This is a genomic window from Paenibacillus sp. FSL E2-0177 (assembly GCF_037992975.1).
In the GTDB taxonomy this organism is placed as follows: domain Bacteria; phylum Bacillota; class Bacilli; order Paenibacillales; family Paenibacillaceae; genus Paenibacillus_AQ; species Paenibacillus_AQ odorifer.
Map to the genome: position 1 here is coordinate 130,412 of NZ_CP150307.1, position 26,017 is coordinate 156,428.

The window sequence follows — 26,017 nt, forward strand, 5'->3', positions numbered from 1 at the left end:
ATTAGGAGGTGTCATCATGAAATGGATGAAAAGGATTCATAAGACGACAATAACCGCCCTCTCGGCGACGCTTATTATGGTTTCAGGCTGGAGTGCACCTGTAACTTCTGTACATGCTGCGGCTGCACCAGCACCAGCGACTTGCGGCACGGGAGATCACGGCTTGCTACAGGCCCTGCAAAACAAGCATTCAGGTGATGTATCTACACCGCTAAGCTTTTCTGATGTTCAGTTTTTGAATCGGAATATTGGACGGGCAGCAGGTAATGGATTTATGATTGGTACCTCTGACGGAGGTTGCCATTTTCAAGAGATCTATCAAGGACAATGGGGCTTCAAACAATTCGATTTTCCCGATAATGTACATGGCTTTGCTCTTGCTTCTGTAGAGGAGGGGCAGGCTCAATATTTAATTGGTACCTCTAACGGTGGCTCGGAGTGGAAGAGACTTTCGACCAAAGCCGTCAGCTTTGAAAGAATAAATTTTATCGATAGTAAGAAAGGTTTTGCTTATGAGAGAGCCGCCACGTTTTACACCAAAGACGGGGGGCTGAGCTGGAGTAAAATTTCCACCCCACCCAATACACGAGGCGCTTATTTTAGTGACCGGAATACCGGCTGGGCGGTTGTAATCGTGCCGGGAAGCGGATATCGGGTAATGAAGACCACAGATGGAGGGGGAACTTGGAGCCTTTCACTGAAGGCGGCTTTTGCCGAGCCCGAGTTTGGACAAATCTCCGCTAAGGGAGATCAGGTCGCTGTAGTGCTCTATGGCGGTACGGGGATGAGTCAGACCTCCTACTCGCTGTATGAAAGTGCGAACAGGGGGAAAAGTTGGAATCGTGTGATCGCTCAGGAAACTGCCGGCGGCGGACCTGCACCAGGCAGTGGCAAGGCTGAATTCAATAAAGGGCCAGCCGCTGGCAAACCCGGGAACCTGCAGCTTGTGGGAAACAGCACATCTTTTTTAGTGGGATTTTCTCCAGCAGCAGAGAAAGTGGCAGTTGGACGCTCTTATAACGGCGGTAAGCAATGGACTAATCTTCCGGAGCTCGCTGGTTATGACGGGGTAATCTCCTTCACTAGTAATAAAGAGGGCTGGCTCGCCATCCGTGAGCTTGATTACTCTTCCTTGTATGTGACCAAAGACGGCGGAGCTTCATGGGAACGCAGGTTTTCTTTAAAAGTGATGACCCAATAATTCTCTTCAATAAAAAATATAAGGGTCCGAAGTATTGTAAACATCGCAAATAAACAGCAGAGCAGCGATTCTCCGGATACTTGGAGAATCGCTGCTCTGTATTTTTTATCCTTGGTTGCTTGCTTGAATAGTACCCTTATCAGTGGCCTTATCAGATCCCTCATCCTCGGAGGGGTACGGACCCAGTTGACGTTATTTGCAAATTTTCGGCCTTTGGGATAGGGTTTCGGACTCCAGTAACACTATCGCCTAGAAAGAGGTTCAAATGGGTTGCTTTTTATGCCAATAGCGACTAAGGGGTCCGTTATCACACCGAATATGGAATCATACTGCGTTTAAGGTCATCTATGTCCGATAGGTGCTTGGTAGGTGCAAATATAATCGAAGTAAATGATATACATAGAGAATGGACGTTCAAAGTGTGCTTTTAATCATCAATATGGTAATATTTTATGTGCTTATGAAGATATGCTTGATTCTGTATTGAAATACTTCTTTGAACTGGATTATAGTGTACAATGGGAAAGCGAAATAGGCCTTTGATTAATATAAAAATGTTTAAGCTTTGCCATTAGACGTTTTTCTTATGCAGAATGCAGAGGCTTGCAGAATGGAGGAACGTGTGATGCCTGAAATACAGTCTGACAAATATGATGTCTCTATTACGCTCGTGAGCCTTCAAGATGGTCAGCGAAATGTTATGGAAGCGAATGGAGAAGTAACATCCAAGGGACCGCATCTATATATTCAATATGAAGAATTAGAGCAGGGTCCTCGCGGAGAGGAAGTTTCTGTTCGTACAACGATAAAGATTGCAGGCAATCAACTGAAGCTAATCCGCCATGGCGGGATTCAGTCGGAGCAGAGCTTTGAAGCTGGACGGCGTCTGCCAGGATTCTACCGCTCGCCATATACGCAGTTCAATCTTTCTACGGAAACGAACAAGCTGGAAGTTGTGCGCGAAGGGCGTTCTTTAACGGTTGCCTGGGAATATGATTTGTACGTTTACGAGGAATTGACAGGAAAGTTCGCTATTAGTTTGCATATACAGGAGGAACCGAAATTATGACACATAGTAAGAATCCGTTAGAGCTTGTAAATGAACGGGTAAAAGAAGCCATCGCCGATGCGATTGTGAATGCTGGGCTGGTTGCACCGGAAGAGGTTCCGGATATTGTACTTGAAGTGCCAAGAGATAAGGCGCATGGTGATTTGGCTACGAATGCTGCCATGCAGTTGACCAAAATTGCTAAACGTAATCCACGCCAGATTGCTGAAGCTATTATTGAGCATTTGGATACGAGCCGAGCTTCTATTGAGAAAGCGGAGATTGCAGGACCAGGCTTTATTAACTTTACCCTGTCTAAGAATTACTTGTACCCAATCATCAGCCTTGTTGCTGAGCAGGGGGATGACTATGGCCGTATTAATCTGGGTCAAGGTCAGAAGGTTGAAATGGAGTTCGTCAGTGCCAATCCAACGGGTAGCCTACATTTAGGGCATGCCCGTGGTGCTGCTGTCGGTGATGCGCTGTGTAATGTGCTTGATTATGCAGGTTATGAGGTGACCCGGGAATATTATATTAATGATGCCGGTAACCAAGTGGCTAATCTGTGTAAATCCATTGAAACCAGATACCTTCAGGAGCTGGGACAAGAGGCAGAAATGCCGGAAGATGGTTACCATGGTGAGGATATTAAGGGTTTTGCGAAGGAGCTTGTGGCAGAAAAGGGCGATACCTTGCTCGAGATGAGCCCTAGTGAGCGCGCTGCTTTTTTCCGGACCTATGGACTTAATAAAGAGTTGGATAAAATCAAACGTGATCTAGGTCTTTTCCGTGTAAACTTCGATATCTGGTTCAGTGAAACCTCGCTGTATGAGAACGGAGAAGTACTGCGCTCGCTGGACGAGCTCCGTGATCGTGGAGAAGTGTATGAGCAAGATGGGGCAACCTGGCTGCAAACGACAAAATACGGGGATGATAAAGACCGTGTCTTGATCAAAAATGATGGCACATATACCTACCTTACCCCGGATATTGCTTATCACAGCGATAAGTATGGCCGCGGTTACGATAAAATGATTAACATTTGGGGCGCTGATCACCATGGTTATATTCCGCGGATGAAGGCGGCAATGTCAGCCCTTGGCAATGATCCTGAGAAGCTAGTGGTTCTGATTGCTCAGATGGTCAGCCTGTTCCAGAATGGTGAAAAGGTCAAAATGTCCAAACGTACCGGCAAAGCGGTTACGATGGAAGATTTGATGGAGGAAGTAGGGATCGATGCGATTCGTTATTTCTTCACCATGCGCAGCATGGATTCTCATCTTGATTTCGATATGGATTTGGCGATCTCTACTTCTAATGAAAATCCTGTATTCTATGTTCAATATGCGCATGCGCGTATTTGCAGTATTTTCCGTCAGGCAGAGGAGCAAGGGATTTCTATCCCTGATTACGCTGAAATTGACTTCTCCAAGCTGACAGCAGTGCATGAATATGACCTGCTGCGCAAAATTGGTGAGCTCCCGGCAGAAATCGCTGTTGCGGCTGAAGGTTATGCTCCACATCGCCTCATTCGTTATGTATATGAGCTGGCTGCGATGTTCCACAGTTATTACAAAGCTGAACGTGTAATTACTGAGGATGCTGCTCAAACCGTGGCGCGTCTTGCTCTGCTTGGCGCAACACGTACTACTATTGCCAATGTACTGCGTCTTGTCGGAGTTTCTGCACCGGATCGCATGTAAATCAACAGCAAACGACAAAAAATCCGCCTTCCGGTTTCCTGGGGGGCGGATTTTTCTTTGCTGCCGTTCTTCGCACCGGCATCAGCTGCGCTAACGTCAGAGTGACCCACCCGGTGCCCGGGCGGGGTCTACACGTTCGCGGAGACCGAACGCTTCGCCCTTACTCCTGCTCTCAGCAGGCGTAGGGCATCGGCAGAGCCGCCGCCTAGGGATGCGCGGCGCTGCCCCTTACGCAGCCGCACCGGGGACGCGGTGCGGCGCAAGAGCAGCTTCAGCTCCCTTGGCGTGAGGCCCGGTCGCAGTGCGAGCAGCAGTGCGGCGGCTCCCGTGACATGCGAGGTCGCCATGGAGGTGCCGCTCATTTCTTTGTAGCCCTCCTTCAGCCAGCAGGAGGGCACGCCTTCGCCGGGCGCGTATACATCGATATATGAACCGCGATTGCTGAAGCCGGCAACCCGGTGTCTCTTATCGATGGCACCCACGGCTATCGTCTCGGGATAACGTGCGGGATAGTCCCCGCCACGTTTGCCGTCATTCCCAGAGGAGGCAATGACGGCGATTCCGGCCCGATACGCTTTTATAACCACATTGTGGAGCGCCTTGCTTCTAGTCTTCATTCCAAAGCTCATATTAATGACGTCGATTCGGTTCTGCACACACCAATCAATACCTAGCACAATATCGGATACATAGGCTGATCCACTATGATCAAAAGCCTTGACTGGATATAGCAGCGCTCGCGGCGCCACTCCCATCATTCCGCGATTCCCCCCTGCTGCCGCTAAGGTTCCGGCGATATGAGTTCCGTGCCCATTATCATCCAGCGGCAGCATTCCGCGGTGTAGTAGGTTGACTCCAGTGGCTAATGAATGCTTCAGATCGGGATGACGGTAATCCGCGCCGGTGTCAATGACGCCGATTTTGACGTGAACTCCGGTTGATTTAGACCATGCCTGAGGAGCATGAATCGCTTTCACCCCCCATGGGAGCGCTGCGATTCCGCTTTTTTCGTTAGCTATGGAATGGATTTGGATTTGCAGATCGTCTTCGACATTTAGAAGGTCTGCAAATCGGTTCATCAGCTTTCCAGCGGCAGCGGGCACGAAGAAGGCCCGAATCAGCGGAGATACCTGTACTTGCCGCAGCTCGGGCTGCTTTGCTTTTAGAGCCTTCCATTGTGAGAAAGCTCCGGCATACTGGCGGGGATCGTTGAAGGTAAGAATACGCCGCTCACCATTTTTGGGGGCAACCGATATTTCTTCAAGAAGCATGTTCCAAAATTTGTAATAGTCCATAGGTTTCGCTGTCCCTCCTCGGTGCCCTGCTGCCATATTGTATGAGCGGAGGGAGGGGTCCGAATGGGAACTTGCCCTTTTTTAAGGAAATGGGCTGCCCAGCGTGTCAAAAGACGGCGCTTTACATAAAATAAACAGAAGAGATTAAAACTCTCTTTGTAACATCCCGTAAGGAGCCGATCCTTGGCGTGGATACAGTCATGCGCGGAGGTCTTCCTCCGCCTTTTTAAATCCCATTTCTAAAAACTTTGGGTGCGGCGAACCTTGCTACAATTACATATCAACTCTTCTTGATGAAGACAGGTTTCCTGTATGGATAATAAGCAGGAGGCTTTTTCTGTTGGACGGTTCTTGCATTTGACTTGCATTTTGTTGTTAAATAGGTTTTACTTAGTTTTGTTAATGGATATTATTGAAATAAACCGTAATGTGAACAATGCGTGAGAGGAAGTGTCCTTTAGTGAGTACGCCACTCAATTTAAAGCTAGACCCTGAGAAAGTTAAAGAAATGCCAATGGTGGATCTTGCCTTTCTGGTGCTTAAAGCAGCCAATACACCGTATTATTACCGTGATCTGATGGTCGAGGTAGCCAAGTTACGCGGCATGACCGATCAAGAAAGCCAAGATACTATTGCCCAGTTATATACCGAGATTAACATTGACGGGCGTTTTGCCTGTGTCGGAACCAACCTTTGGGGACTGAAACGCTGGTATCCTCTTGAGCGCTCCGATGATCCGGTTGGTAACACTAAACGGGTGCGCATCATCAACGATGAAGACGATGATTTGGAAGATGACGATTTTGCTGATGAAGAAGAAAACTACACAGCTGAAGAAGAGGATTTCGACGCTATCGATGAAGATCGCGACGACCTCTATTCTGACGACGACAGCGAAGAAGAAGTCGACGAAGATGTCGTGATCGATGAAGATGACATAGACGAAGACGATACGGACGAAGACGATGCAGAAGATGGCGACGATGAAGATTCCGAGGATGACAAGTAAGATCAATAATCAGAAGAGTCTTGTCTGTGGCATAATTCCTCCCTTGACAGTGGGGGATCGTCAGAGTAAACTATTGCATGGGCTTATCATGTAAGTTAATAAACGTGTTTTCTAAAATAAAAAGTGCCCCGGTTCTACGGGTGTCACTTTTTTGTTTTTTTAGATGCAAAGTAGCTGTAGATTAATGGAATTTGAGGGATGACGGTTTATGTTTTCCCCGGTGAATTAAACTTTTGATTTCCCCTGTTTTGATGATAGTAAAACGGGTTACGATAAACACCATGTGCCGCTTTTATGTTTGGACTTTATTTAGGAGGGTTTTACAGTGACAAAGTATATTTTTGTAACGGGTGGCGTTGTGTCTTCCCTGGGTAAAGGCATTACCGCCGCTTCGCTGGGCAGGCTGCTCAAGAACAGAGGTCTAAAGGTAACGATTCAGAAATTTGATCCGTATCTTAACGTAGACCCTGGAACAATGAGCCCTTACCAGCACGGAGAAGTCTTCGTAACGGATGACGGTGCAGAGACTGACCTTGACCTTGGGCACTATGAACGGTTTATTGATATCAATCTGTCGAAGAACAGCAATGTGACGACAGGTAAGATCTATTCATCCGTAATCAGCAAGGAACGTCGTGGAGAGTACTTGGGTGGAACTGTACAAGTTATCCCGCATATTACGAATGAGATCAAAGAACGCGTGTTCCGCGCGGGCCGCGAGACCAACTCTGATGTTGTTATCACAGAGATCGGCGGTACTGTAGGGGATATTGAAAGTCTTCCGTTCCTGGAAGCGATTCGTCAAATCAAGAGTGATATTGGCCGGGAAAATGTGATGTATATCCACGTAACCTTGATTCCTTATATCAAGGCTGCTGGAGAAGTGAAGACGAAGCCGACACAGCATAGCGTTAAAGAGCTGCGCAGTATCGGTATTCAACCGAATGTCATCGTATGCCGTACGGAATATGAGCTTTCCGCAGATATGAAAGCCAAAATCGCACTCTTTTGCGATATTGATGCTAATGCTGTTGTGGAATGCCGCGATGCTTCGACGTTATATGAAGTTCCATTGAACCTTCGTGATGAAGGATTGGACGAGATTGTTGTTAATCATTTGAAGCTTACAACACCTGCGCCAGATATGCGCGAATGGGAAAGTATGCTTAGCCGGATTCAGAAATTAGAGAAGACAGTAGAAATCGCAATTGTAGGTAAGTACGTAGCACTGCATGACGCTTATTTGAGCGTTGTTGAATCACTTTCACACGCAGGTTTTGCTGCGAATGCAGAGGTTAAGATCCGCTGGGTGAATGCAGAGGAAATTACGGATGAGAACGTGGACGAAATGCTGCGTGGTATTGGCGGTATTCTTGTTCCTGGTGGTTTCGGTGATCGGGGAATCGAAGGTAAAATCTCCGCTATTCGTTATGCCCGTGAGCAATTGATACCTTTCTTTGGCATTTGCCTTGGAATGCAGGTTTCTGTAATTGAATATGGCCGTTCTGTTCTTGGACTACAAGGTGCAAACAGCTCCGAAATCGATCCAAATACACAATATCCATTGATTGATTTGCTTCCTGAGCAAAAAGATATTGAAGATATGGGCGGCACTATGCGTCTTGGGTTGTATCCTTGTAAGATTATTCCGGACTCTCTGGCAATGTCTTGCTATGATGATGAACTGGTATATGAGCGTCACCGTCACCGGTATGAGTTCAACAATGCTTACCGTGACGAAATTGAAAAAGCAGGACTGGTTATCTCCGGAACTTCTCCGGATGGCCGTCTAGTTGAGATCGTAGAGCTTCCAGAGCATCCGTGGTTCCTCTCGGTTCAATTCCACCCGGAATTCACTTCACGTCCGAACCGCCCGCAACCGCTATTCCGTGAATTTGTCAAAGCCTCTTTGACGCATTCCGAGCAGCAATAATTTATACACAGACAGAAAGAACCCTCGGTTCTTAAATAGTCGAAGAGAGCCTTCATCCGAAGGCTCTCTTTTTGTATTACCCTTTAATAGAAATATTGTAACTGACATTTATTTCATTTTAGACTCTTTATTTACCCATTTTATCCAATTAGCAGGATTTGGACAGTAAAGCACGAATAATAGGTTTCGTATGGAGTAGTTTCTAAAGGGGCCGGTCGCTGTGGAGAGCGCGGTATAGTCAATCTGCCTTAATTTCTGGGAGGGTATCGTATGGAAAAGAAGAAAGTATTAATTGTCGATGATCAGAATGGGATCCGGATTCTTCTTATGGAAGTGTTCAATAGTGAGGGATATACAACATTTCAAGCGGCTAACGGAAAATTGGCATTAGACATTGTTCGCAGCGAGTCACCCGATTTGGTCTTACTCGATATGAAAATACCGGGAATGGATGGACTCGAGATTCTGAAGCATCTAAAGGAGATCAATCCGTCCATTAAGGTCATTATGATGACGGCATATGGTGAACTGGACATGATTAAGGAGGCGACCAAGCTAGGGGCGTTAATGCATTTTACAAAGCCGTTCGACATAGACGAAATGCGCGTAGCGGTAAACATGCATCTTCATAACAAGTCTGTGGATCAATGCAGTTAGAACGGTGATTTCTGTATCGGTCCTATTTCGCGTGGTGACTCCGAAGAGGATGAGTGTAATTGTTATATGGGCTGGATAAAAATCGTCCCACCGGGACATTTTTTTGTTTACCCTATTTAGTATTTGACACAGGATGTGCTATAATAAGCCTGTATGTGATGTCGGTTTAAAAACATAGCCAACCAACATTCTTAGGAGGATGAAACCATGCCATTAGTATCTATGACAGACATGTTGAACAAAGCACTTGAAGGAAAATATGCAGTAGGTCAGTACAACATTAACAACTTGGAGTGGACTCAAGCTATTCTTGGTGCCGCTGAACAAGAAAAATCACCAGTAATCCTTGGTGTATCTGAAGGCGCAGCACGCCACATGGGCGGCTTCACTACTGTTGTTAAAATGGTTGAAGGTCTAATTATTGACATGAATATCACTGTTCCTGTAGCTATCCACCTTGACCATGGATCTAGCTTTGATAAATGTAAAGCAGCAATTGATGCTGGATTTACATCCGTAATGATCGACGGTTCCCATCACCCAATCGATGAGAACATCGATATGACTAAAAAAGTCGTTGAATATGCTCACGCTAAAGGCGTTTCTGTAGAAGCTGAAGTAGGTACTGTTGGTGGACAAGAAGACGACGTTATCGGCGGCATCATGTATGCTAAGCTTGATGAGTGCGTACGTATTGTGAAAGAAACAGGTATCGACACCCTGGCTCCTGCACTTGGTTCCGTTCATGGACCTTACCATGGCGAGCCTAACCTCGGATTCAAAGAAATGGAAGAAATCCGTGACGCTACTAACATCCCAATGGTTCTTCATGGTGGTACAGGTATTCCTGAACATGACATCAAGAAAGCCATCTCCCTGGGTACTTCCAAAATCAACGTGAACACTGAGAACCAAATCGTGTTCGCAAAAGTGGTTCGCGAAGTTCTAGCTGCTAAACCTGATGCTTATGATCCACGTACATTCATCGCACCAGGTCGCGATGCAATCAAAGAAACCGTTATTGGTAAAATTCGCGAATTTGGATCCAACAACAAAGCCTAATCATTGTAGCTTCCGCCTCAGGTGGACAAGCAATTTGTTAAAGGATAGGGCTATTACTCTGTCCAGTTTAATAGTTTGATGAGGAAAGCACACCGCTTAGCCGGTGTCTTTCCATTTTCATCACTAAAAGTCCACAGCACGTATTGCCCACCCAGCTGCAATACACGTAGGGGGAAATTGATAAATCTATGGAAAAATTAATGATTGGCGGTGGACGTCCGCTAGAGGGCGTTGTAACCATCAGTGGAGCAAAGAATAGTGCCATCGCGCTTATTCCTGCGGCAATTTTGGCCGAATCTGAAGTTGTTCTGGATAATTTACCGTCCCTTAGTGATGTAGCCGTATACTCCGAAATCTTGCAAGAGCTTGGCGCTAATGTATCCTGGTCAGGCAATCAGATGAGAATTGACCCTTCACGTATTGTATCTATTCCAATGCCCAATGGGCCGGTTAAGAAACTTAGAGCTTCGTATTATATGATGGGAGCTCTGCTTGGAAGATTCAAAGAAGCGACAATAGGTCTTCCTGGTGGCTGTAATTTTGAACCTCGTCCAATTGATCAACATATCAAGGGATTCGAGGCTTTGGGAGCAACAGTTACCAACGAACATGGTTCTATCCACTTATATGCAAAAGAGCTACGCGGTGCGAAGATTTATCTGGACGTATCAAGCGTAGGTGCCACTATAAACATCATGCTGGCGGCTTCACGAGCCAAAGGCTCTACAATTATTGAAAATGCGGCTAAAGAGCCTGAGATTATAGATGTAGCTACCCTATTGAACTCTATGGGCGCTGTTATTAAAGGCGCTGGTACAGAAACCATCCGGATCGAAGGGGTCTCGGAAATGCACGGTTGCCGTCATTCCATTATTCCCGATCGGATTCAAGCAGGAACTTATATGATTGCCGCTGCGGCTACGCGCGGTAATGTGTTGATAGATAATGTTATTCCTAAGCACTTGGAAGCCTTAACAGCCAAGCTTTTAGAGATGGGCGTGGATATTGAAGAACTTGATGAAAGTATCCGAGTTATAGGTAGAGCTAATTATGAACATGCAGATGTTAAAGCACTGACCTATCCTGGATTTCCTACAGATTTACAATCTCCTATGACAAGTATGCTGACACAGGCAGAAGGGGTTAGTGTGCTTAGCGATTTCGTCTACAGCAACCGCTTCAAGCATGTGCCAGAGTTGGTAAGAATGGGCGCAAAGATTCGTGTTGAAGGCCGATCTGCAATTATTGAGGGCAGTAAACTTAATGCTGCTAAAGTAAAGGCAGCTGATCTGCGTGCGGGTGCAGCCCTTGTCATTGCCGGGTTAACAGTAGAAGATGGTATTACTGAAGTGACCGGCGTAGAGTATATTGATCGTGGTTATGATAATTTAGTGAGCAACCTTCGGCAACTTGGTGCTCATGTTTGGCGTGAGAATGAATAATATTAGGATATCCCGCTTGGAAGGAGTATTAATTTGCGGCCAAACCGCATATTTCCTTCCATTTGGGGTAATACTAACCTAATGAGCATTTTAATAGAATCATATTTTTGCCTAGTAGATAGACTAGGAAGAACTCATTTAAAAATTGAATAGGTGGTTATTACATGGATCTTCAAATTTCCGATCTGGAAGAAATGAAGCTGACCGAGTTATATAAGCTGGCCAAGAAATACCAGATTCCTTATTACGGACAGCTGAAGAAACGGGAACTGATCTTTGCGATCCTTCGGGCACAGGCAGAGCAGAGCGGTCTCATGTTTATGGAAGGCGTACTAGAAATTTTGCCTGAGGGCTATGGATTTCTTAGGCCGATTAACTATTTGCCCAGTGCTGAAGATATTTACATCTCAGCTTCACAAATTCGTAAGTTTGATCTCAGAAGCGGAGATCTTGTGTCTGGTAAATGTCGGACACCAAAAGAAAATGAACGATATTTTGGCCTGCTTCAAGTCAATGCAGTTAATGGCGAGAACCCTGCTAGTGCAGCGGAGCGTCTTCATTTTCCAGCATTAACACCACTTTATCCGCAAGACAAGCTACCGCTTGAAACATCCCCTACTCATTTGTCTACCCGAATAATGGATTTGCTCGCTCCTGTAGGTTTGGGGCAGCGGGGTTTGATTGTAGCACCTCCAAAAGCAGGAAAAACGCTCCTCTTAAAAGAAATTGCCAATAGTATTTCCACTAATAATCCTGAGATTGAGCTCTTTGTATTGCTGATTGATGAACGTCCTGAAGAAGTAACCGATATGCAGCGTTCTGTAAAAGGCGAAGTGGTTGCATCGACGTTTGATGAGCTTCCAGAGAATCATATTAAAGTGGCTGAGCTTGTGTTGCAAAGGGCACTTCGTTTAGTTGAGCACAAGAAGGATGTAGTTATTCTTTTGGATAGCATTACGCGTCTGGCGCGTGCTTATAATCTGGTGGTTCCACCATCTGGACGTACACTTAGCGGGGGGATTGACCCGGCGGCTTTTCACCGGCCGAAGCGGTTTTTTGGTTCTGCACGGAATGTGGAAGAAGGCGGCTCATTAACTATTTTGGCAACAGCATTAATAGATACTGGCTCACGTATGGATGATATTATATATGAAGAATTTAAGGGTACCGGTAATATGGAGCTTCATTTGGACCGCAAATTGGCGGAACGCCGGATATTCCCAGCTATCGATATTCGTCGTTCAGGTACACGTCGCGAAGAAGTGCTCTTGAGCAAAGAAGAACTGGATACGATTTGGGCGATTCGCAAAAATATGAACGAATCCTACGATTTTGTGGAGGGATTCATCAAAAAGCTGCGTGATACGAAGACTAATGCTGAGTTCTTGGCATCCTTTGACGTTGCTGGGGCAAAAACAACACCAAACGGGACTGCAAGTAACGGAGGCACCTCCAACAGCGGTACAGCTGCTCGTCGTACCACACGGGCGAAGACACCTTCAGTACCTACAACTTGAGAATTGATAATAAGAGGAGACTAACATGTATTTGGTATATGCCGACGGGCAAGGAAACGTATATGATCATCCTGAACTGTACGGGCTAGCCCGTAGTGGGGATATGATTGTTGAAATGCTGGAGGAAGAATTAATTCCATTACCAGAAGGTGCTACGCTCGTGGGCTTGCCTAGTACACGTGCTGTGGGTATGAATCCTGAGACGGGTGAAATGATGTCTTTGCCGGAAGGTTCGCAGGCTGTCGGAGCGCTGCTGCCGCAAGGCTACACTCGTCTATGTCTTCCTGGTTATGTGAAGACAGATAAGTCTTATAAGCTTCCTCTGTTTGGGTATTCGGCTGTAGTGTGGAAGGATGGCGGGTTCTATGTTGCGGCAGACCCTACCGATAATCCAGAGAAATGGAATCCACTTAATTGTGACAAAGAAGATCTTGAAGTCAGTGTTGGTGAGATGACAGCCAAATATCCTGATAACCGCCTCTATGAGCATCTTTCTAACTGTGCGCTTGGCTATGAATGCCTGACTTCCTCTAATACCTTTTTAGGGCGTTGGGAGGGCGGTGTGCCCGTCTCTTATTCATGTAATGCTGGATGTTTTGGCTGTATTTCTGAGCAACCTGATGATAGCGGCTTTGTATCTCCGCAGACTCGGATGAATTTCCGGCCTACGGTCAACGAAATTTCACAAGTTATGTTGGAGCATTTAAAGACGCCTGAATCGATTATCAGCTTTGGACAAGGCTGTGAAGGGGAACCTTCCACGCAGGCAAAACTTATTATAGAAGCTATTCGTGAAGTGCGCTCGATTACTGATATGGGCTATATCAATATCAACACCAATGCGGGATTAAGCGATCATATGCGAGGAATCGTTGATGCTGGGCTCGATTTGATGCGCGTCAGCACTATCAGTGCCCTTGATGACCATTATAATGCTTATTACAAACCACGCGGTTATACATTGGCCAATGTAGAAAAATCTTTGAAATACGCTGCTTCGCAAGGGGTTTACACATCGATCAATTATCTGATCTTCCCTGGAGTGACTGATCGCGAAGAAGAGATTGAAGCGATGCTGGAGTTTGTAAGACGTACTGATCTTAAGCTTATTCAGATGCGCAATCTAAACATTGACCCGGAGAGTTATTTAGAGTTGATTCCTCCTGCCCAGGGTGAAATCCTTGGGATGAAGACGATGCTTGATATTTTCCGCGATGAACTGCCGGATGTAGTTATAGGCTCTTATACACATGTGCCACCAGCAGATATGGCGCGGGCTAAGCGGCGGGGAATCAATATTTAAGCAGCTAAAATGTAAAAATGAAACATATTGCCCAATTTGATATTTCGTGCTAAAATACCACAGTGTAATCATATAACTCTGGGTCCGCATGAGGCTTAGGGCATGAGAGGTGAAATTCAAAATGCAAGAAGCAATTCAACCAAAGTATAATGTAACTAAGGTAACCTGCGCATGTGGCAACACTTTCGAAGCTGGCTCTGTTAAACAAGAGCTTCGTGTCGAAATTTGCTCCAACTGCCATCCGTTCTTCACTGGCAAGCAGAAGTTCTTGGATGCCGGCGGTCGCGTTGATAAATTTAAGAAGAAATATGGTATCTAATTTGAACAGTCGCTTTGCGGCTTAACGGTTAGATTGAGCCCCCAGTTGTATAGCTGAGGGGCTCATTTTATGTCTTGGAGTTGATTTTTGTCCGAGCGTGAGCTATACTTATCTTCGCCGTGCTAGACGGGGAGGTAGCGGTGCCCTGTAACTCGCAATCCGCTGTAGCGAGGTTGAATTCCTGTTAGAGGTGCTATCGATGTGAGGCCTTGGTTCCTACGGGCTGTGTTGACAGTTGGGTCCTCCGCAATGAGTGCTTATGAACCTGGTCAGGTCCGGAAGGAAGCAGCCATAAGTAAGATTACTCTTGTGCCGGAGGGTGGCCTAACTCGAGCAGTCATGTAGGGTTGCCGCTTGGATCGTAGCCATCAATAACAGGTGCACGGTTTATAATTCTGTTTATCATAGCATCTTTGCCACAAGCAAAGATGCTTTTTGTTTTTGGTCAATAGCCGATGAATATAGTATAATAAATTTGCGACAAATGCCGGGAAAGCGGCAGCTTAAGAGAGGGTAATGCATAGTGGAACATATCGCGCTGTACCGTGCTTGGCGGCCGCAGTCGTTTCAAGACATGGTTGGACAACAGCACATTATCCAAACGCTGCAGAACGCAATTCGTGAACAGCGGGTTTCGCATGCCTATCTGTTCAGCGGTCCGCGGGGAACTGGTAAGACAAGTGCTGCTAAAGTCTTAGCTAAAGCGGTTAACTGTGAACGTGGGCCAGGTCCGGAACCTTGTAACGAATGTCCATCCTGCCTGCGAATCGCTGCGGGTAATGTAATGGATGTGCAGGAAATAGATGCGGCATCAAACCGGGGCGTAGAGGAGATTCGTGATCTGCGTGAGAAGGTGAAGTATGCACCTACCGAGGTGCGCCGTAAAGTGTATATCATTGATGAAGTGCATATGCTGACGACAGAAGCTTTTAATGCTCTATTAAAGACTTTGGAGGAACCGCCGTCACATGCGATGTTCATTCTTGCGACAACGGAACCTCACAAGTTGCCGGCGACAATAATCTCCCGTTGTCAGCGTTTTGACTTCCGTAGAGTGGCGTTAGAAGAACAGACCGCCCATCTGACTGCTATTTGTGAGAAGGAAGGGATTACAGCGGATAACAACGCATTGCAGTATATTGCCCGTCTATCTGATGGTGGTATGCGTGATGCATTGAGCTTGCTGGATCAGATTTCATCCTTTACAGATGGTAATGTTACGTACGAGCAAGTGTTAGGAATGACAGGAGGAATTCCCTCCGAGCAATTTGCACGTCTTGCCACTGCCATATTAGAAGGTGATATGGGTCTTCTTCTGGAGCTCGTTGAGCAGCTTATGCATGAAGGTAAAAGTGCAGATAAATGCCTAGAGAATCTCATGTATTATTTCCGTGATTTATTGATGATTAAGATGGTACCCGAGGCCGATCAATTAACAGAGAGGGTGCTGAATCCTGCTGAATTTAAAGATATGGCCACCGCATTTTCTCGGGAGCGTCTATTTCAGATTGTAGATACAATCAATAAATACCTAGGTGAAATGAAATACGCAACACATCCTCAGACACTGTTTGAAGTGGCGCTGATGAAGCTTTGCAGCTTGCAGCAAGAGGTAAGTCAGAGCGCCGCATTTGCTCCGTTAGGTGAAACAAATGCCGGAGTAAGCGCGAATCATTCGAGCATTGACTCTGGTGAACTGGATCTTCTCAAAAGACAGATCGCTGCACTGGAGAAGAAGCTGGAACAGGCAATGCAATCCGGTGGTATTTCCGGAGGAGGGCGTGATGGTGCTCCTGCACCGAAATCGCACGCGGTTCCAACACCGCGGGTTTCTTCAGCCTCCAAAATGCCTCCTAACGTAGATAGGTTTATTGCTGGTAAGGATAGTCCCGATTTTGCAGCTATCTATAAACAGTGGAGCCTTGTCCTGCAGGGAGTAAAAGAGGAAAAGGTAACGGTTCATGCATGGTTTGTAGACGGTGAGCCAGTGTCAATTATGGAGGATGCGGTGCTTGTTGCATTCAAGAACACGATTCACCGCGATACTACTGAGAAGCCGGCAAACAGACAGGTTATTGAGAGTGTGCTTGCAGCGCGTCTAGGCAAACCTTATAGACTTGTAACCATGATGCTTCGTGACTGGAATGAAGCTGCCCAGAAGTCTGTGGGACAGACTGGCAAAGAAGAACTGCAATTGGAGCATGAACACGATACTGCAGGAGCTAAACCTGAACCTTGGATTGATGAGGCTATCCAGCTTTTTGGAGAAGACCTTGTTGTCATAAAAGAGTAATATAAACATATTAGCGCTAATTGCGCATTCCAAAGGAGAGACGATGTATGAATAATATGAACCAAATGATGAAGCAAGTTAAGAAAATGCAGGAGCAAATGCTTAAAGCTCAAGAGGAACTCGGAGGCAAGGTTATTGAGGGTTCATCAGGTGGCGGCGTAGTTACTGTTCAAGTAAACGGCCACAAAAAATTGCTGTCTATTCAAATTAAACCGGAAGCCGTTGATCCGGAAGATGTTGAAATGCTGCAAGATCTTGTAATCACTGCTGTAAATGATGCATTGACTCAAGCTGAAGAGCTTGCTAACAATGACATGGGTAAATTCACTGGTGGAATGAAGATCCCAGGCTTGTTCTAATAGCCCACTCCACTTCAGTCTAAAGGAGAATTATTAATTTGTATTATCCCGAACCGCTAGCTAAGCTGATCGATGCTTTTACGCGTTTGCCCGGGATTGGACCGAAGACAGCCGCCCGGTTAGCTTTTCATGTGCTTAACATGAAAGAGGATGAAGTCATTGATTTTGCAAAAGCGCTAGTAAGCGTCAAACGCAATCTTCACTATTGCTCGGTCTGCTGTAATATTACGGATACGGACCCATGTAAGATATGTCAGGACAAAACTAGAGATCCTTCAGTGATATGTGTGATTCAAGACTCTAAGGATTTGGTGGCTATAGAACGAACCAAGGAGTTTAATGGATATTACCATGTTCTTCAGGGCGCTATTTCACCTATGGAGGGTATCGGCCCTGATGATATTCGCCTGAAAGAATTATTAACCCGTCTGAGTGATGAGAGAGTAAGCGAGCTTATTATGGCGACTAATCCCAACATTGAGGGAGAAGCAACGGCGATGTACATTTCTCGTCTTGTTCGGCCGTTTGAGATTAAAATCACCAGGATAGCTCATGGCTTGCCTGTAGGTGGCGATCTTGAATACGCTGATGAAGTTACTTTGTCCAAAGCGTTGGAAGGCCGTCGCGAGCTATTCTAGCAGCTCTATAGTGGTATTTTTCAAAAAGGAAGCCCTCGGGTTTCCTTTTTTTTGTTCTAAGTTTGTCCCTATCCCGATATGAATGAGAATAACGAGATGTGTATTTTGCATCAAAATTATTCTGAGGAGGAATTGAAATGGGATGGTGGAGAGAGCTGTGGTGGGGAGTGGATAAGGAACAAGTCGAAAAGGAAAGTGAGGGATGGGAAACCCTCCTAGAGGTCCGTAAGGCGCATTCAGAGTGGGAGAGGGCGTACCTGATGTTCGACGAGGCGTTGGGACAGGATCAGATAGATTACGCGATATATATTTTGGAGGCTGCAGAACGTAAATATCAGATACATCTCAAACATGCAAAAAGCTTGGGGTTGAACAGCAGTCAAATATAAGGGCTTATAAATAAATGTATAAGGGGGATCTACATGCTTAGAATGATAGCTATGGGCGTATTGATATTATCCGTTATCTTATTAGGTTTAGTTGTATTTAGAAAAAAGCTGGGTTTTGGGTGGCTAAGTTTATTTGGGGTTCATTTGGTATTGGCTGCACTCGGGATATATGTAGTGAACTTCTCAGGTTTGCTCACGCAGGTGTATATCCCTTTGAACCCTGCAACTATAGGCGCAGTAACGGTTCTTGGGCTTCCTGGCGTGGTTATGTTACTCGGATTAAGAATAATTTTATTTTAATGCTTGACGTGGCTTTGAAAAATATGATACATTAAGTCTCGCCCGTTTGGACAAGCTGTTGATTAACAACTTGCTGAAATGGTCAAGCAAAAAAAGAAATTAAAAAAATGCTTGACGAAAACAAAGGCGCTGTGATATATTATAAAGGTCGCTGCTGACAAGCAACGACGACGAAAGATGAGACATTGATCTTTGAAAACTGAACAACGAGTGAGTGGGAAATCACGCAAGTGAAATCCAAAATTAGAGAATTAATTTTCTCGTCAGATGTTTCAAAATGAGCATATCGCTCTTTTCAATACTAATTGGAGAGTTTGATCCTGGCTCAGGACGAACGCTGGCGGCGTGCCTAATACATGCAAGTCGAGCGGAGTTACTTTGAAAGCTTGCTTTCAAAATAACTTAGCGGCGGACGGGTGAGTAACACGTAGGCAACCTGCCCTTCAGACTGGGATAACTACCGGAAACGGTAGCTAATACCGGATAATTTCTTTTTTCTCCTGAGAGAAGAATGAAAGACGGAGCAATCTGTCACTGAGGGATGGGCCTGCGGCGCATTAGCTAGTTGGTGGGGTAACGGCCCACCAAGGCGACGATGCGTAGCCGACCTGAGAGGGTGAACGGCCACACTGGGACTGAGACACGGCCCAGACTCCTACGGGAGGCAGCAGTAGGGAATCTTCCGCAATGGGCGAAAGCCTGACGGAGCAACGCCGCGTGAGTGATGAAGGTTTTCGGATCGTAAAGCTCTGTTGCCAGGGAAGAACGTCCGGTAGAGTAACTGCTACCGGAGTGACGGTACCTGAGAAGAAAGCCCCGGCTAACTACGTGCCAGCAGCCGCGGTAATACGTAGGGGGCAAGCGTTGTCCGGAATTATTGGGCGTAAAGCGCGCGCAGGCGGCTATTTAAGTCTGGTGTTTAAACCTTGGGCTCAACCTGAGGTCGCACTGGAAACTGGGTGGCTTGAGTACAGAAGAGGAAAGTGGAATTCCACGTGTAGCGGTGAAATGCGTAGATATGTGGAGGAACACCAGTGGCGAAGGCGACTTTCTGGGCTGTAACTGACGCTGAGGCGCGAAAGCGTGGGGAGCAAACAGGATTAGATACCCTGGTAGTCCACGCCGTAAACGATGAGTGCTAGGTGTTAGGGGTTTCGATACCCTTGGTGCCGAAGTTAACACAGTAAGCACTCCGCCTGGGGAGTACGGTCGCAAGACTGAAACTCAAAGGAATTGACGGGGACCCGCACAAGCAGTGGAGTATGTGGTTTAATTCGAAGCAACGCGAAGAACCTTACCAGGTCTTGACATCCCTCTGAATCTGCTAGAGATAGCAGCGGCCTTCGGGACAGAGGAGACAGGTGGTGCATGGTTGTCGTCAGCTCGTGTCGTGAGATGTTGGGTTAAGTCCCGCAACGAGCGCAACCCTTAACTTTAGTTGCCAGCAGGTAATGCTGGGCACTCTAGAGTGACTGCCGGTGACAAACCGGAGGAAGGTGGGGATGACGTCAAATCATCATGCCCCTTATGACCTGGGCTACACACGTACTACAATGGCCGGTACAACGGGAAGCGAAGCCGCGAGGTGGAGCCAATCCCATCAAAGCCGGTCTCAGTTCGGATTGCAGGCTGCAACTCGCCTGCATGAAGTCGGAATTGCTAGTAATCGCGGATCAGCATGCCGCGGTGAATACGTTCCCGGGTCTTGTACACACCGCCCGTCACACCACGAGAGTTTACAACACCCGAAGTCGGTGGGGTAACCCGCAAGGGAGCCAGCCGCCGAAGGTGGGGTAGATGATTGGGGTGAAGTCGTAACAAGGTAGCCGTATCGGAAGGTGCGGCTGGATCACCTCCTTTCTATGGAGAATCGTTCTCTGCAATGAGAACATTCAAATCGGAAGCTTAGCTTCCGCAATAGAACCTTCGGGTTCGAACACTCACTCGTGTTCAGTTTTGAAAGAGCAAGTCTCTTTCGTATGCGTTTGGTGGCGATAGCGGAGGGGTTCCACACGTACCCATCCCGAACACGACCGTTAAGCCCTCCAGCGCCGATGGTACTTGGACCGAAGGGTCCTGGGAGAGTAGGACGTTGCCAAGCGGACAACCAATTGATTGGTTGATTCACAATGTTATACATGTTATATGGGCTTTTAGCTCAGTTGGTTAGAGCGCACCTCTGATAAGGGTGAGGTCGGTGGTTCGAGTCCACCAAGGCCCACCATATAACATTATAGAGTAATTTTATGGGGCCATAGCTCAGCTGGGAGAGCGCCTGCCTTGCAAGCAGGAGGTCAGCGGTTCGATCCCGCTTGGCTCCACCATAAATTTTTGAATGAATAACTTTTTCAACTTGATCCTTGAAAACTGGATACCGAAACGAATTTGCGTTTTAGAACATCTTTTAGCAACTTGTGCAAACAAGTAAATGTTATTAGTGAGATTTTTCTTCGGAAGAATCAAGGTTAAGCTAATAAGAGCACACGGAGGATGCCTAGGCGCCAGGAGCCGACGAAGGACGTGGCGAACAACGAAACTGCCTCGGGGAGCTGTAAGCAAGCTTTGATCCGGGGGTGTCCGAATGGGGAAACCCAGCTGTGGTAATTCGCAGTTACTCATTTCTGAATACATAGGAAATGTAGAGGCAGACCAGGGGAACTGAAACATCTAAGTACCCTGAGGAAGAGAAAACAATAGTGATTCCGTCAGTAGCGGCGAGCGAACGCGGAACAGCCTAAACCTAAGAGCTTGCTCTTAGGGGTTGTGGGACGTCTCACATGGAGTTACAAAGGAATATGGTAGGTGAAGAGGTCTGGAAAGGCCCGCGATAGAGGTAAAAGCCCTGTAGCCTAAACTGTGTTCTCTCCGAGACGGATCCCGAGTAGTGCGGGGCACGTGAAACCCCGTATGAATCCAGCAGGACCATCTGCTAAGGCTAAATACTACCTGGCGACCGATAGTGAAACAGTACCGTGAGGGAAAGGTGAAAAGCACCCCGGAAGGGGAGTGAAATAGAACCTGAAACCGTGTGCTTACAAAAAGTCAGAGCCCTATTAATGGGTGATGGCGTGCCTTTTGTAGAATGAACCGGCGAGTTACGTTTAACATGCAAGGTTAAGCCGAGAAGGTGGAGCCGCAGCGAAAGCGAGTCTGAATAGGGCGAATTAGTATGTGGACGTAGACCCGAAACCGTGTGATCTACCCCTGTCCAGGGTGAAGGTGCGGTAACACGCACTGGAGGCCCGAACCCACGTACGTTGAAAAGTGCGGGGATGAGGTGGGGGTAGCGGAGAAATTCCAATCGAACTCGGAGATAGCTGGTTCTCCCCGAAATAGCTTTAGGGCTAGCCTCGGTATAAGAGTAGTGGAGGTAGAGCACTGATTGGGTGCGGGGTCCGCAAGGATTACCAAGCTCAGTCAAACTCCGAATGCCATATACTTATTGCCGGGAGTCAGACAGTGAGTGCTAAGATCCATTGTCAAAAGGGAAACAGCCCAGACCATCAGCTAAGGTCCCCAAGTGTGTGTTAAGTGGGAAAGGATGTGGAGTTGCACAGACAACCAGGATGTTGGCTTAGAAGCAGCCACCATTGAAAGAGTGCGTAATAGCTCACTGGTCGAGTGACTCTGCGCCGAAAATGTAACGGGGCTAAACACACCACCGAAGCTATGGCTAGATACGTATGTATCTGGGGTAGGGGAGCGTTGTGTAGGGGTTGAAGGTGTACTGAAAAGAGCGCTGGACACTACACAAGTGAGAATGCCGGTATGAGTAACGAAAAGATCAGTGAGAATCTGATCCGCCGAAAGCCCAAGGTTTCCTGAGGAAGGCTCGTCCGCTCAGGGTAAGTCGGGACCTAAGGCGAGGCCGAAAGGCGTAGTCGAAGGACAACAGTTTGAAATTACTGTACCACCGTAATCCGCTATGAGCGATGGGGTGACGCAGGAGGGTAGTGACGCGGACTGATGGATGTCCGTCTAAGCAGTGAGGCTGATGTGTAGGCAAATCCGCACATCATTAAGGCTGGGCTGTGATGGGGAGCGAAAATTATAGTAGCGAAGGTCATGATCTCACACTGCCAAGAAAAGCCTCTAGCCAGGAGAAGGTGCCCGTACCGCAAACCGACACAGGTAGGCGAGAAGAGAATTCTAAGGCGCGCGGAAGAACTCTCGTTAAGGAACTCGGCAAAATGACCCCGTAACTTCGGGAGAAGGGGTGCCCCGGTAGTGTGAATAGCACGAGGGGGCCGCAGTGAAAAGGCCCAAGCGACTGTTTAGCAAAAACACAGGTCTGTGCGAAGCCGCAAGGCGAAGTATACGGGCTGACGCCTGCCCGGTGCTGGAAGGTTAAGGGGAGTGGTTAGGGGTAACCCGAAGCTATGAACCGAAGCCCCAGTAAACGGCGGCCGTAACTATAACGGTCCTAAGGTAGCGAAATTCCTTGTCAGGTAAATTCTGACCCGCACGAATGGCGTAACGACTTGGGCGCTGTCTCAACGAGAGATCCGGTGAAATTTTAATACCTGTGAAGATGCAGGTTACCCGCGACAAGACGGAAAGACCCCATGGAGCTTTACTGCAGCTTGATATTGAATTTGGGTACGATCTGTACAGGATAGGTGGGAGCCGTAGAAATCGGAGCGCAAGCTTCGGTGGAGGCGCCGTTGGGATACCACCCTGATCGTATCTAGGTTCTAACCTAGTACCCTTACCGGGTACGGGGACCGTGTCAGGCGGGCAGTTTGACTGGGGCGGTCGCCTCCTAAAGAGTAACGGAGGCGTTCCAAGGTTCCCTCAGAATGGTTGGAAATCATTCGCAGAGTGCAAAGGCATAAGGGAGCTTGACTGCGAGACCTACAAGTCGAGCAGGGACGAAAGTCGGACTTAGTGATCCGGTGGTACCGCATGGAAGGGCCATCGCTCAACGGATAAAAGCTACCCTGGGGATAACAGGCTTATCTCCCCCAAGAGTCCACATCGACGGGGAGGTTTGGCACCTCGATGTCGGCTCATCGCATCCTGGGGCTGAAGTAGGTCCCAAGGGTTGGGCTGTTCGCCCATTAAAGCGGTACGCGAGCTGGGTTCAGAACGTCGTGAGACAGTTCGGTCCCTATCTGTCGTGGGCGCAGGAAATTTGAGAGGAGCTGTCCTTAGTACGAGAGGACCGGGATGGACGTACCGCTGGTGCACCAGTTGTTCCGCCAGGAGCATGGCTGGGTAGCTACGTACGGACGGGATAAGCGCTGAAAGCATCTAAGCGTGAAGCCCCCCTCAAGATGAGATTTCCCAATTAGTAAGACCCCTTGAAGACGACGAGGTAGATAGGTTGGAGGTGGAAGTGCAGCAATGCATGGAGCTGACCAATACTAATCGGTCGAGGGCTTATCCTATACGTAGAATGCAAATTCGTTTCGGATTCAGTTTTCAGGGAGTCAAATTCCTGTTTGGATTGCTGTGGTACTGATATCGTTTGGAGAGATACCCAAGTGGCTATAAGGGGACCCTCTGCTAAGGGGTTAGACTGCGTAAGCGGTGCGTGGGTTCGAATCCCACTCTCTCCGCCATTTTCAATCCATAGCAATACTAATTATTGTGGCGGTGTAGCTCAGCTGGCTAGAGCGTACGGTTCATACCCGTGAGGTCGGGGGTTCGATCCCCTTCGCCGCTACCATAATACCTGGAGGCTTAGCTCAGCTGGGAGAGCATCTGCCTTACAAGCAGAGGGTCGGGGGTTCGATCCCCTCAGCCTCCACCATTTTCATCTTTTTAGAATTGCTTTTACACCGTGCCGGTGTAGCTCAACTGGTAGAGCAACTGACTTGTAATCAGTAGGTTGGGGGTTCAAGTCCTCTCGCCGGCACCATTTTTAATTAATGCGGAACCGTGGTGTAGTTGGCCTAACATGCCTGCCTGTCACGCAGGAGACCGCGGGTTCGAATCCCGTCGGTTCCGCCATTTTTTCCACAAAATGAGTGGGAAGTGTAAGACTTTTCCGCTTAATTGTCATGTAATCTTATGGCTCGGTAGCTCAGTCGGTAGAGCAGAGGACTGAAAATCCTCGTGTCGGCGGTTCGATTCCGTCCCGAGCCACCTTTTTTGGGGGATTAGCGAAGTGGCCAAACGCATCAGACTGTAAATCTGCTCACGTACGTGTTCGGTGGTTCGAATCCATCATCCCCCACCATTTATGAGCCATTAGCTCAGTTGGTAGAGCACCTGACTTTTAATCAGGGTGTCGAAGGTTCGAGTCCTTCATGGCTCATCCCAAACAGAAAGTCATCACCTTAGGGTGGTGGCTTTTTTTGTGTTTTTATGTCGTATTATAGTAGCGCGCTGCTGCAGTGATTAACATAATATTAGAGAATATGCTAAAATAGGCGAAAAGAGCAAAAGTGGTGGAGTATGGTGACTATGGATAGCGAAACATTGCGAAAAAAGTTAGAGCAGCTCACCGGAAAGAAAACCGGAATCAAGCAGTTAGGGAGGCAACATTCAGCTTCTCTTTTTAGCCTGGGATTGGAAGCACAAGAACAGCCGGTAATCCATGAAGGTCATCTTTGGGCACCATTATATGAGACTGATGGACGTGTAACCGCTGTCTGGGTGGAATTGGATGGACTTAACTCTTTGGAAATACAATTAGTGAATTATGCAGTTCGAAACTTTGCAATTGCACTAAAAGCTACTGGGGTTAGAGAAGAAGGGGAAGCGGAGGCTCGGCAGCTGGGTACCTGGTTGAACACCGAACTGGAGCAAGAGAAAAATGACTCTGAGATACCCGATGAGATGGCTCTAAAGGGACGTTTATTCGGAGATATGGTTCCATTCCTACTTAGCAGTGAGAATGCACATAGCCCGCAGATCACTTATCGTTCCTTAATGAAGCTGCTGCGCAGCTATTTTGAGAATGAAATTCTGCTTATACCTCTTCAAGAAAAAGAATGGTTAATATTGGCCCGGAAGGAACTACTCACGGGCGGAGATGATAAGGATGAGGAAGAAGAGAGTGTAGATGAAATTCTGGCTCAGACCAGTATGGGCTTACACGAACTGATAGCCAGCGAATGGGTAGGTGTATTCCATTTGGCTGTAGCTCCGGCTATAGTCCCTGTTAAGGGATTGACGGGATCCGTGGCCTTGCTGAGGGAGACCATTGTACTCGGACGTATTTTCCAAGTGGGTGAATATATTCATTTACCTTGGGAGCTGCATTTGGAACGTTTGGTTAACAGCATTCCTGATGCACGGCGTAAACAGTTACTTGGACAGATTGGCGACTATTCTTCCGTACTATCGGATAAAGAGATGCTGATGACCCTGGAGACGTTTTTTGAGATGGATTGTAATGTAAGTGAAACAGCCAAGAAGCTATATATTCATCGCAACACGCTTTTATACCGTCTGGACAAGATAAAACAGGAGACGGGTGCCGATGTGCGTAGCTTTGGGGACGCTGCTATTGTGAAGCTTACTATGCTTTTGTATAAAGTGACGAAAAGGAAATAGGTTTTTTGTGAACGTTACAAATAGCCACCGTGTCCCGTCTAGG

The 26,017-nt window shown here is 47.2% G+C and carries 18 protein-coding genes, 10 tRNA genes, 3 rRNA genes and 1 other RNA gene; 31 read left to right on the forward strand and 1 reads right to left on the reverse strand.

Annotation, left to right across the window (positions count from 1 at the left end):
• Positions 1 to 16 precede the first annotated feature (16 nt).
• The 3 genes from MHI25_RS00610 to argS all read left to right on the forward strand — a co-directional run bounded on the left by MHI25_RS00610 (position 17) and on the right by argS (position 3,952).
• A complete protein-coding gene (locus tag MHI25_RS00610; RefSeq protein ID WP_340394804.1) occupies positions 17 to 1,201 on the forward strand; it encodes a hypothetical protein in 1,185 nt (394 codons plus the stop codon).
• Between the two features lie 625 nt (positions 1,202 to 1,826).
• Positions 1,827 to 2,270 carry a DUF1934 domain-containing protein gene (locus tag MHI25_RS00615; RefSeq protein ID WP_036679946.1) on the forward strand — a complete coding sequence of 148 codons (444 nt, stop codon included), beginning with the start codon at positions 1,827 to 1,829 and terminating at the stop codon, positions 2,268 to 2,270.
• Positions 2,267 to 3,952 (forward strand): arginine--tRNA ligase, encoded by a 1,686-nt coding sequence (argS, locus tag MHI25_RS00620; protein WP_036679944.1) that lies wholly within the window; start codon positions 2,267 to 2,269, stop codon positions 3,950 to 3,952. Before MHI25_RS00615 ends, argS begins: the two co-directional genes overlap by 4 nt.
• A 128-nt stretch (positions 3,953 to 4,080) precedes the next feature.
• Here argS and MHI25_RS00625 read toward each other — a convergent pair whose 3' ends face one another.
• The gene (locus MHI25_RS00625) at positions 4,081 to 5,247 is read right to left on the reverse strand and encodes a S8 family peptidase (RefSeq protein WP_036679942.1); all 1,167 of its coding nucleotides are present in this window, start codon (positions 5,245 to 5,247) and stop codon (positions 4,081 to 4,083) included.
• A gap of 460 nt (positions 5,248 to 5,707) precedes the next feature.
• Between MHI25_RS00625 and rpoE the strand changes: the two genes are divergently transcribed.
• The 28 genes from rpoE to MHI25_RS00765 all read left to right on the forward strand — a co-directional run bounded on the left by rpoE (position 5,708) and on the right by MHI25_RS00765 (position 25,974).
• Entirely contained in the window at positions 5,708 to 6,256 is a 549-nt protein-coding gene (gene rpoE, locus MHI25_RS00630; protein ID WP_036679939.1) for a DNA-directed RNA polymerase subunit delta, read from the forward strand.
• A gap of 325 nt (positions 6,257 to 6,581) precedes the next feature.
• Entirely contained in the window at positions 6,582 to 8,189 is a 1,608-nt protein-coding gene (locus MHI25_RS00635) for a CTP synthase (RefSeq protein WP_076130377.1), read from the forward strand.
• A 270-nt stretch (positions 8,190 to 8,459) separates the two neighbouring features.
• Positions 8,460 to 8,846 (forward strand): response regulator, encoded by a 387-nt coding sequence (locus MHI25_RS00640; protein ID WP_036679935.1) that lies wholly within the window; start codon positions 8,460 to 8,462, stop codon positions 8,844 to 8,846.
• A 207-nt stretch (positions 8,847 to 9,053) separates the two neighbouring features.
• Positions 9,054 to 9,908, forward strand: a complete 855-nt coding sequence (gene fba / locus MHI25_RS00645) for a class II fructose-1,6-bisphosphate aldolase (protein ID WP_036679934.1) — start codon at positions 9,054 to 9,056, stop codon at positions 9,906 to 9,908.
• A gap of 188 nt (positions 9,909 to 10,096) precedes the next feature.
• Entirely contained in the window at positions 10,097 to 11,350 is a 1,254-nt protein-coding gene (locus MHI25_RS00650; protein WP_036679932.1) for a UDP-N-acetylglucosamine 1-carboxyvinyltransferase, read from the forward strand.
• 164 nt (positions 11,351 to 11,514) lie between these two features.
• On the forward strand, positions 11,515 to 12,867 hold the full coding sequence (gene rho / locus MHI25_RS00655; protein ID WP_036679930.1) for a transcription termination factor Rho: 1,353 nt from the start codon (positions 11,515 to 11,517) through the stop codon (positions 12,865 to 12,867).
• Positions 12,868 to 12,892: 25 nt separating this feature from the next.
• Positions 12,893 to 14,170: a radical SAM protein gene (locus MHI25_RS00660; protein WP_038568079.1), complete on the forward strand. Its 1,278-nt coding sequence runs from the start codon at positions 12,893 to 12,895 to the stop codon at positions 14,168 to 14,170.
• Positions 14,171 to 14,291: 121 nt separating this feature from the next.
• Positions 14,292 to 14,489, forward strand: coding sequence for a 50S ribosomal protein L31 (rpmE, locus tag MHI25_RS00665; protein WP_036679927.1), 198 nt, complete (start codon positions 14,292 to 14,294; stop codon positions 14,487 to 14,489).
• A gap of 117 nt (positions 14,490 to 14,606) precedes the next feature.
• Positions 14,607 to 14,875: signal recognition particle sRNA large type (ffs, locus tag MHI25_RS00670), an RNA gene on the forward strand.
• 137 nt (positions 14,876 to 15,012) lie between these two features.
• Positions 15,013 to 16,782, forward strand: coding sequence for a DNA polymerase III subunit gamma/tau (gene dnaX, locus MHI25_RS00675; protein ID WP_340394805.1), 1,770 nt, complete (start codon positions 15,013 to 15,015; stop codon positions 16,780 to 16,782).
• A gap of 47 nt (positions 16,783 to 16,829) precedes the next feature.
• Positions 16,830 to 17,141 (forward strand): YbaB/EbfC family nucleoid-associated protein, encoded by a 312-nt coding sequence (locus tag MHI25_RS00680; RefSeq protein WP_036679924.1) that lies wholly within the window; start codon positions 16,830 to 16,832, stop codon positions 17,139 to 17,141.
• Between the two features lie 38 nt (positions 17,142 to 17,179).
• Positions 17,180 to 17,779, forward strand: coding sequence for a recombination mediator RecR (gene recR, locus MHI25_RS00685; RefSeq protein ID WP_036679922.1), 600 nt, complete (start codon positions 17,180 to 17,182; stop codon positions 17,777 to 17,779).
• 137 nt (positions 17,780 to 17,916) lie between these two features.
• A complete protein-coding gene (locus MHI25_RS00690) occupies positions 17,917 to 18,168 on the forward strand; it encodes a DUF2508 family protein (protein WP_340394806.1) in 252 nt (83 codons plus the stop codon).
• A 33-nt stretch (positions 18,169 to 18,201) separates the two neighbouring features.
• Positions 18,202 to 18,468, forward strand: coding sequence for a pro-sigmaK processing inhibitor BofA family protein (locus MHI25_RS00695; protein WP_038568084.1), 267 nt, complete (start codon positions 18,202 to 18,204; stop codon positions 18,466 to 18,468).
• Between the two features lie 302 nt (positions 18,469 to 18,770).
• Positions 18,771 to 20,328 (forward strand): 16S ribosomal RNA (locus MHI25_RS00700).
• Positions 20,329 to 20,452: 124 nt separating this feature from the next.
• Positions 20,453 to 20,569, forward strand: a 5S ribosomal RNA gene (gene rrf / locus MHI25_RS00705).
• 46 nt (positions 20,570 to 20,615) lie between these two features.
• Positions 20,616 to 20,692, forward strand: a tRNA-Ile gene (locus MHI25_RS00710).
• A gap of 24 nt (positions 20,693 to 20,716) precedes the next feature.
• Positions 20,717 to 20,792, forward strand: a tRNA-Ala gene (locus MHI25_RS00715).
• Positions 20,793 to 20,931: 139 nt separating this feature from the next.
• Positions 20,932 to 23,858 (forward strand): 23S ribosomal RNA (locus tag MHI25_RS00720).
• Together the 16S, 23S and 5S rRNA genes with 10 tRNA genes alongside form the textbook arrangement of a ribosomal RNA operon.
• 82 nt (positions 23,859 to 23,940) lie before the next feature.
• Positions 23,941 to 24,032, forward strand: a tRNA-Ser gene (locus MHI25_RS00725).
• A 30-nt stretch (positions 24,033 to 24,062) separates the two neighbouring features.
• A tRNA-Met gene (locus tag MHI25_RS00730) sits at positions 24,063 to 24,139 on the forward strand.
• An 8-nt stretch (positions 24,140 to 24,147) separates the two neighbouring features.
• Positions 24,148 to 24,223, forward strand: a tRNA-Val gene (locus MHI25_RS00735).
• Between the two features lie 32 nt (positions 24,224 to 24,255).
• Positions 24,256 to 24,331: transfer RNA gene (locus MHI25_RS00740), tRNA-Thr, on the forward strand.
• A gap of 14 nt (positions 24,332 to 24,345) precedes the next feature.
• Positions 24,346 to 24,423 (forward strand) — tRNA-Asp (locus tag MHI25_RS00745).
• Positions 24,424 to 24,485: 62 nt separating this feature from the next.
• A tRNA-Phe gene (locus MHI25_RS00750) sits at positions 24,486 to 24,558 on the forward strand.
• Between the two features lie 8 nt (positions 24,559 to 24,566).
• Positions 24,567 to 24,652, forward strand: a tRNA-Tyr gene (locus MHI25_RS00755).
• A 5-nt stretch (positions 24,653 to 24,657) separates the two neighbouring features.
• A tRNA-Lys gene (locus MHI25_RS00760) sits at positions 24,658 to 24,730 on the forward strand.
• Positions 24,731 to 24,879: 149 nt separating this feature from the next.
• Positions 24,880 to 25,974, forward strand: a complete 1,095-nt coding sequence (locus tag MHI25_RS00765) for a helix-turn-helix domain-containing protein (protein ID WP_036687042.1) — start codon at positions 24,880 to 24,882, stop codon at positions 25,972 to 25,974.
• The last annotated feature ends 43 nt before the right edge of the window (positions 25,975 to 26,017 follow it).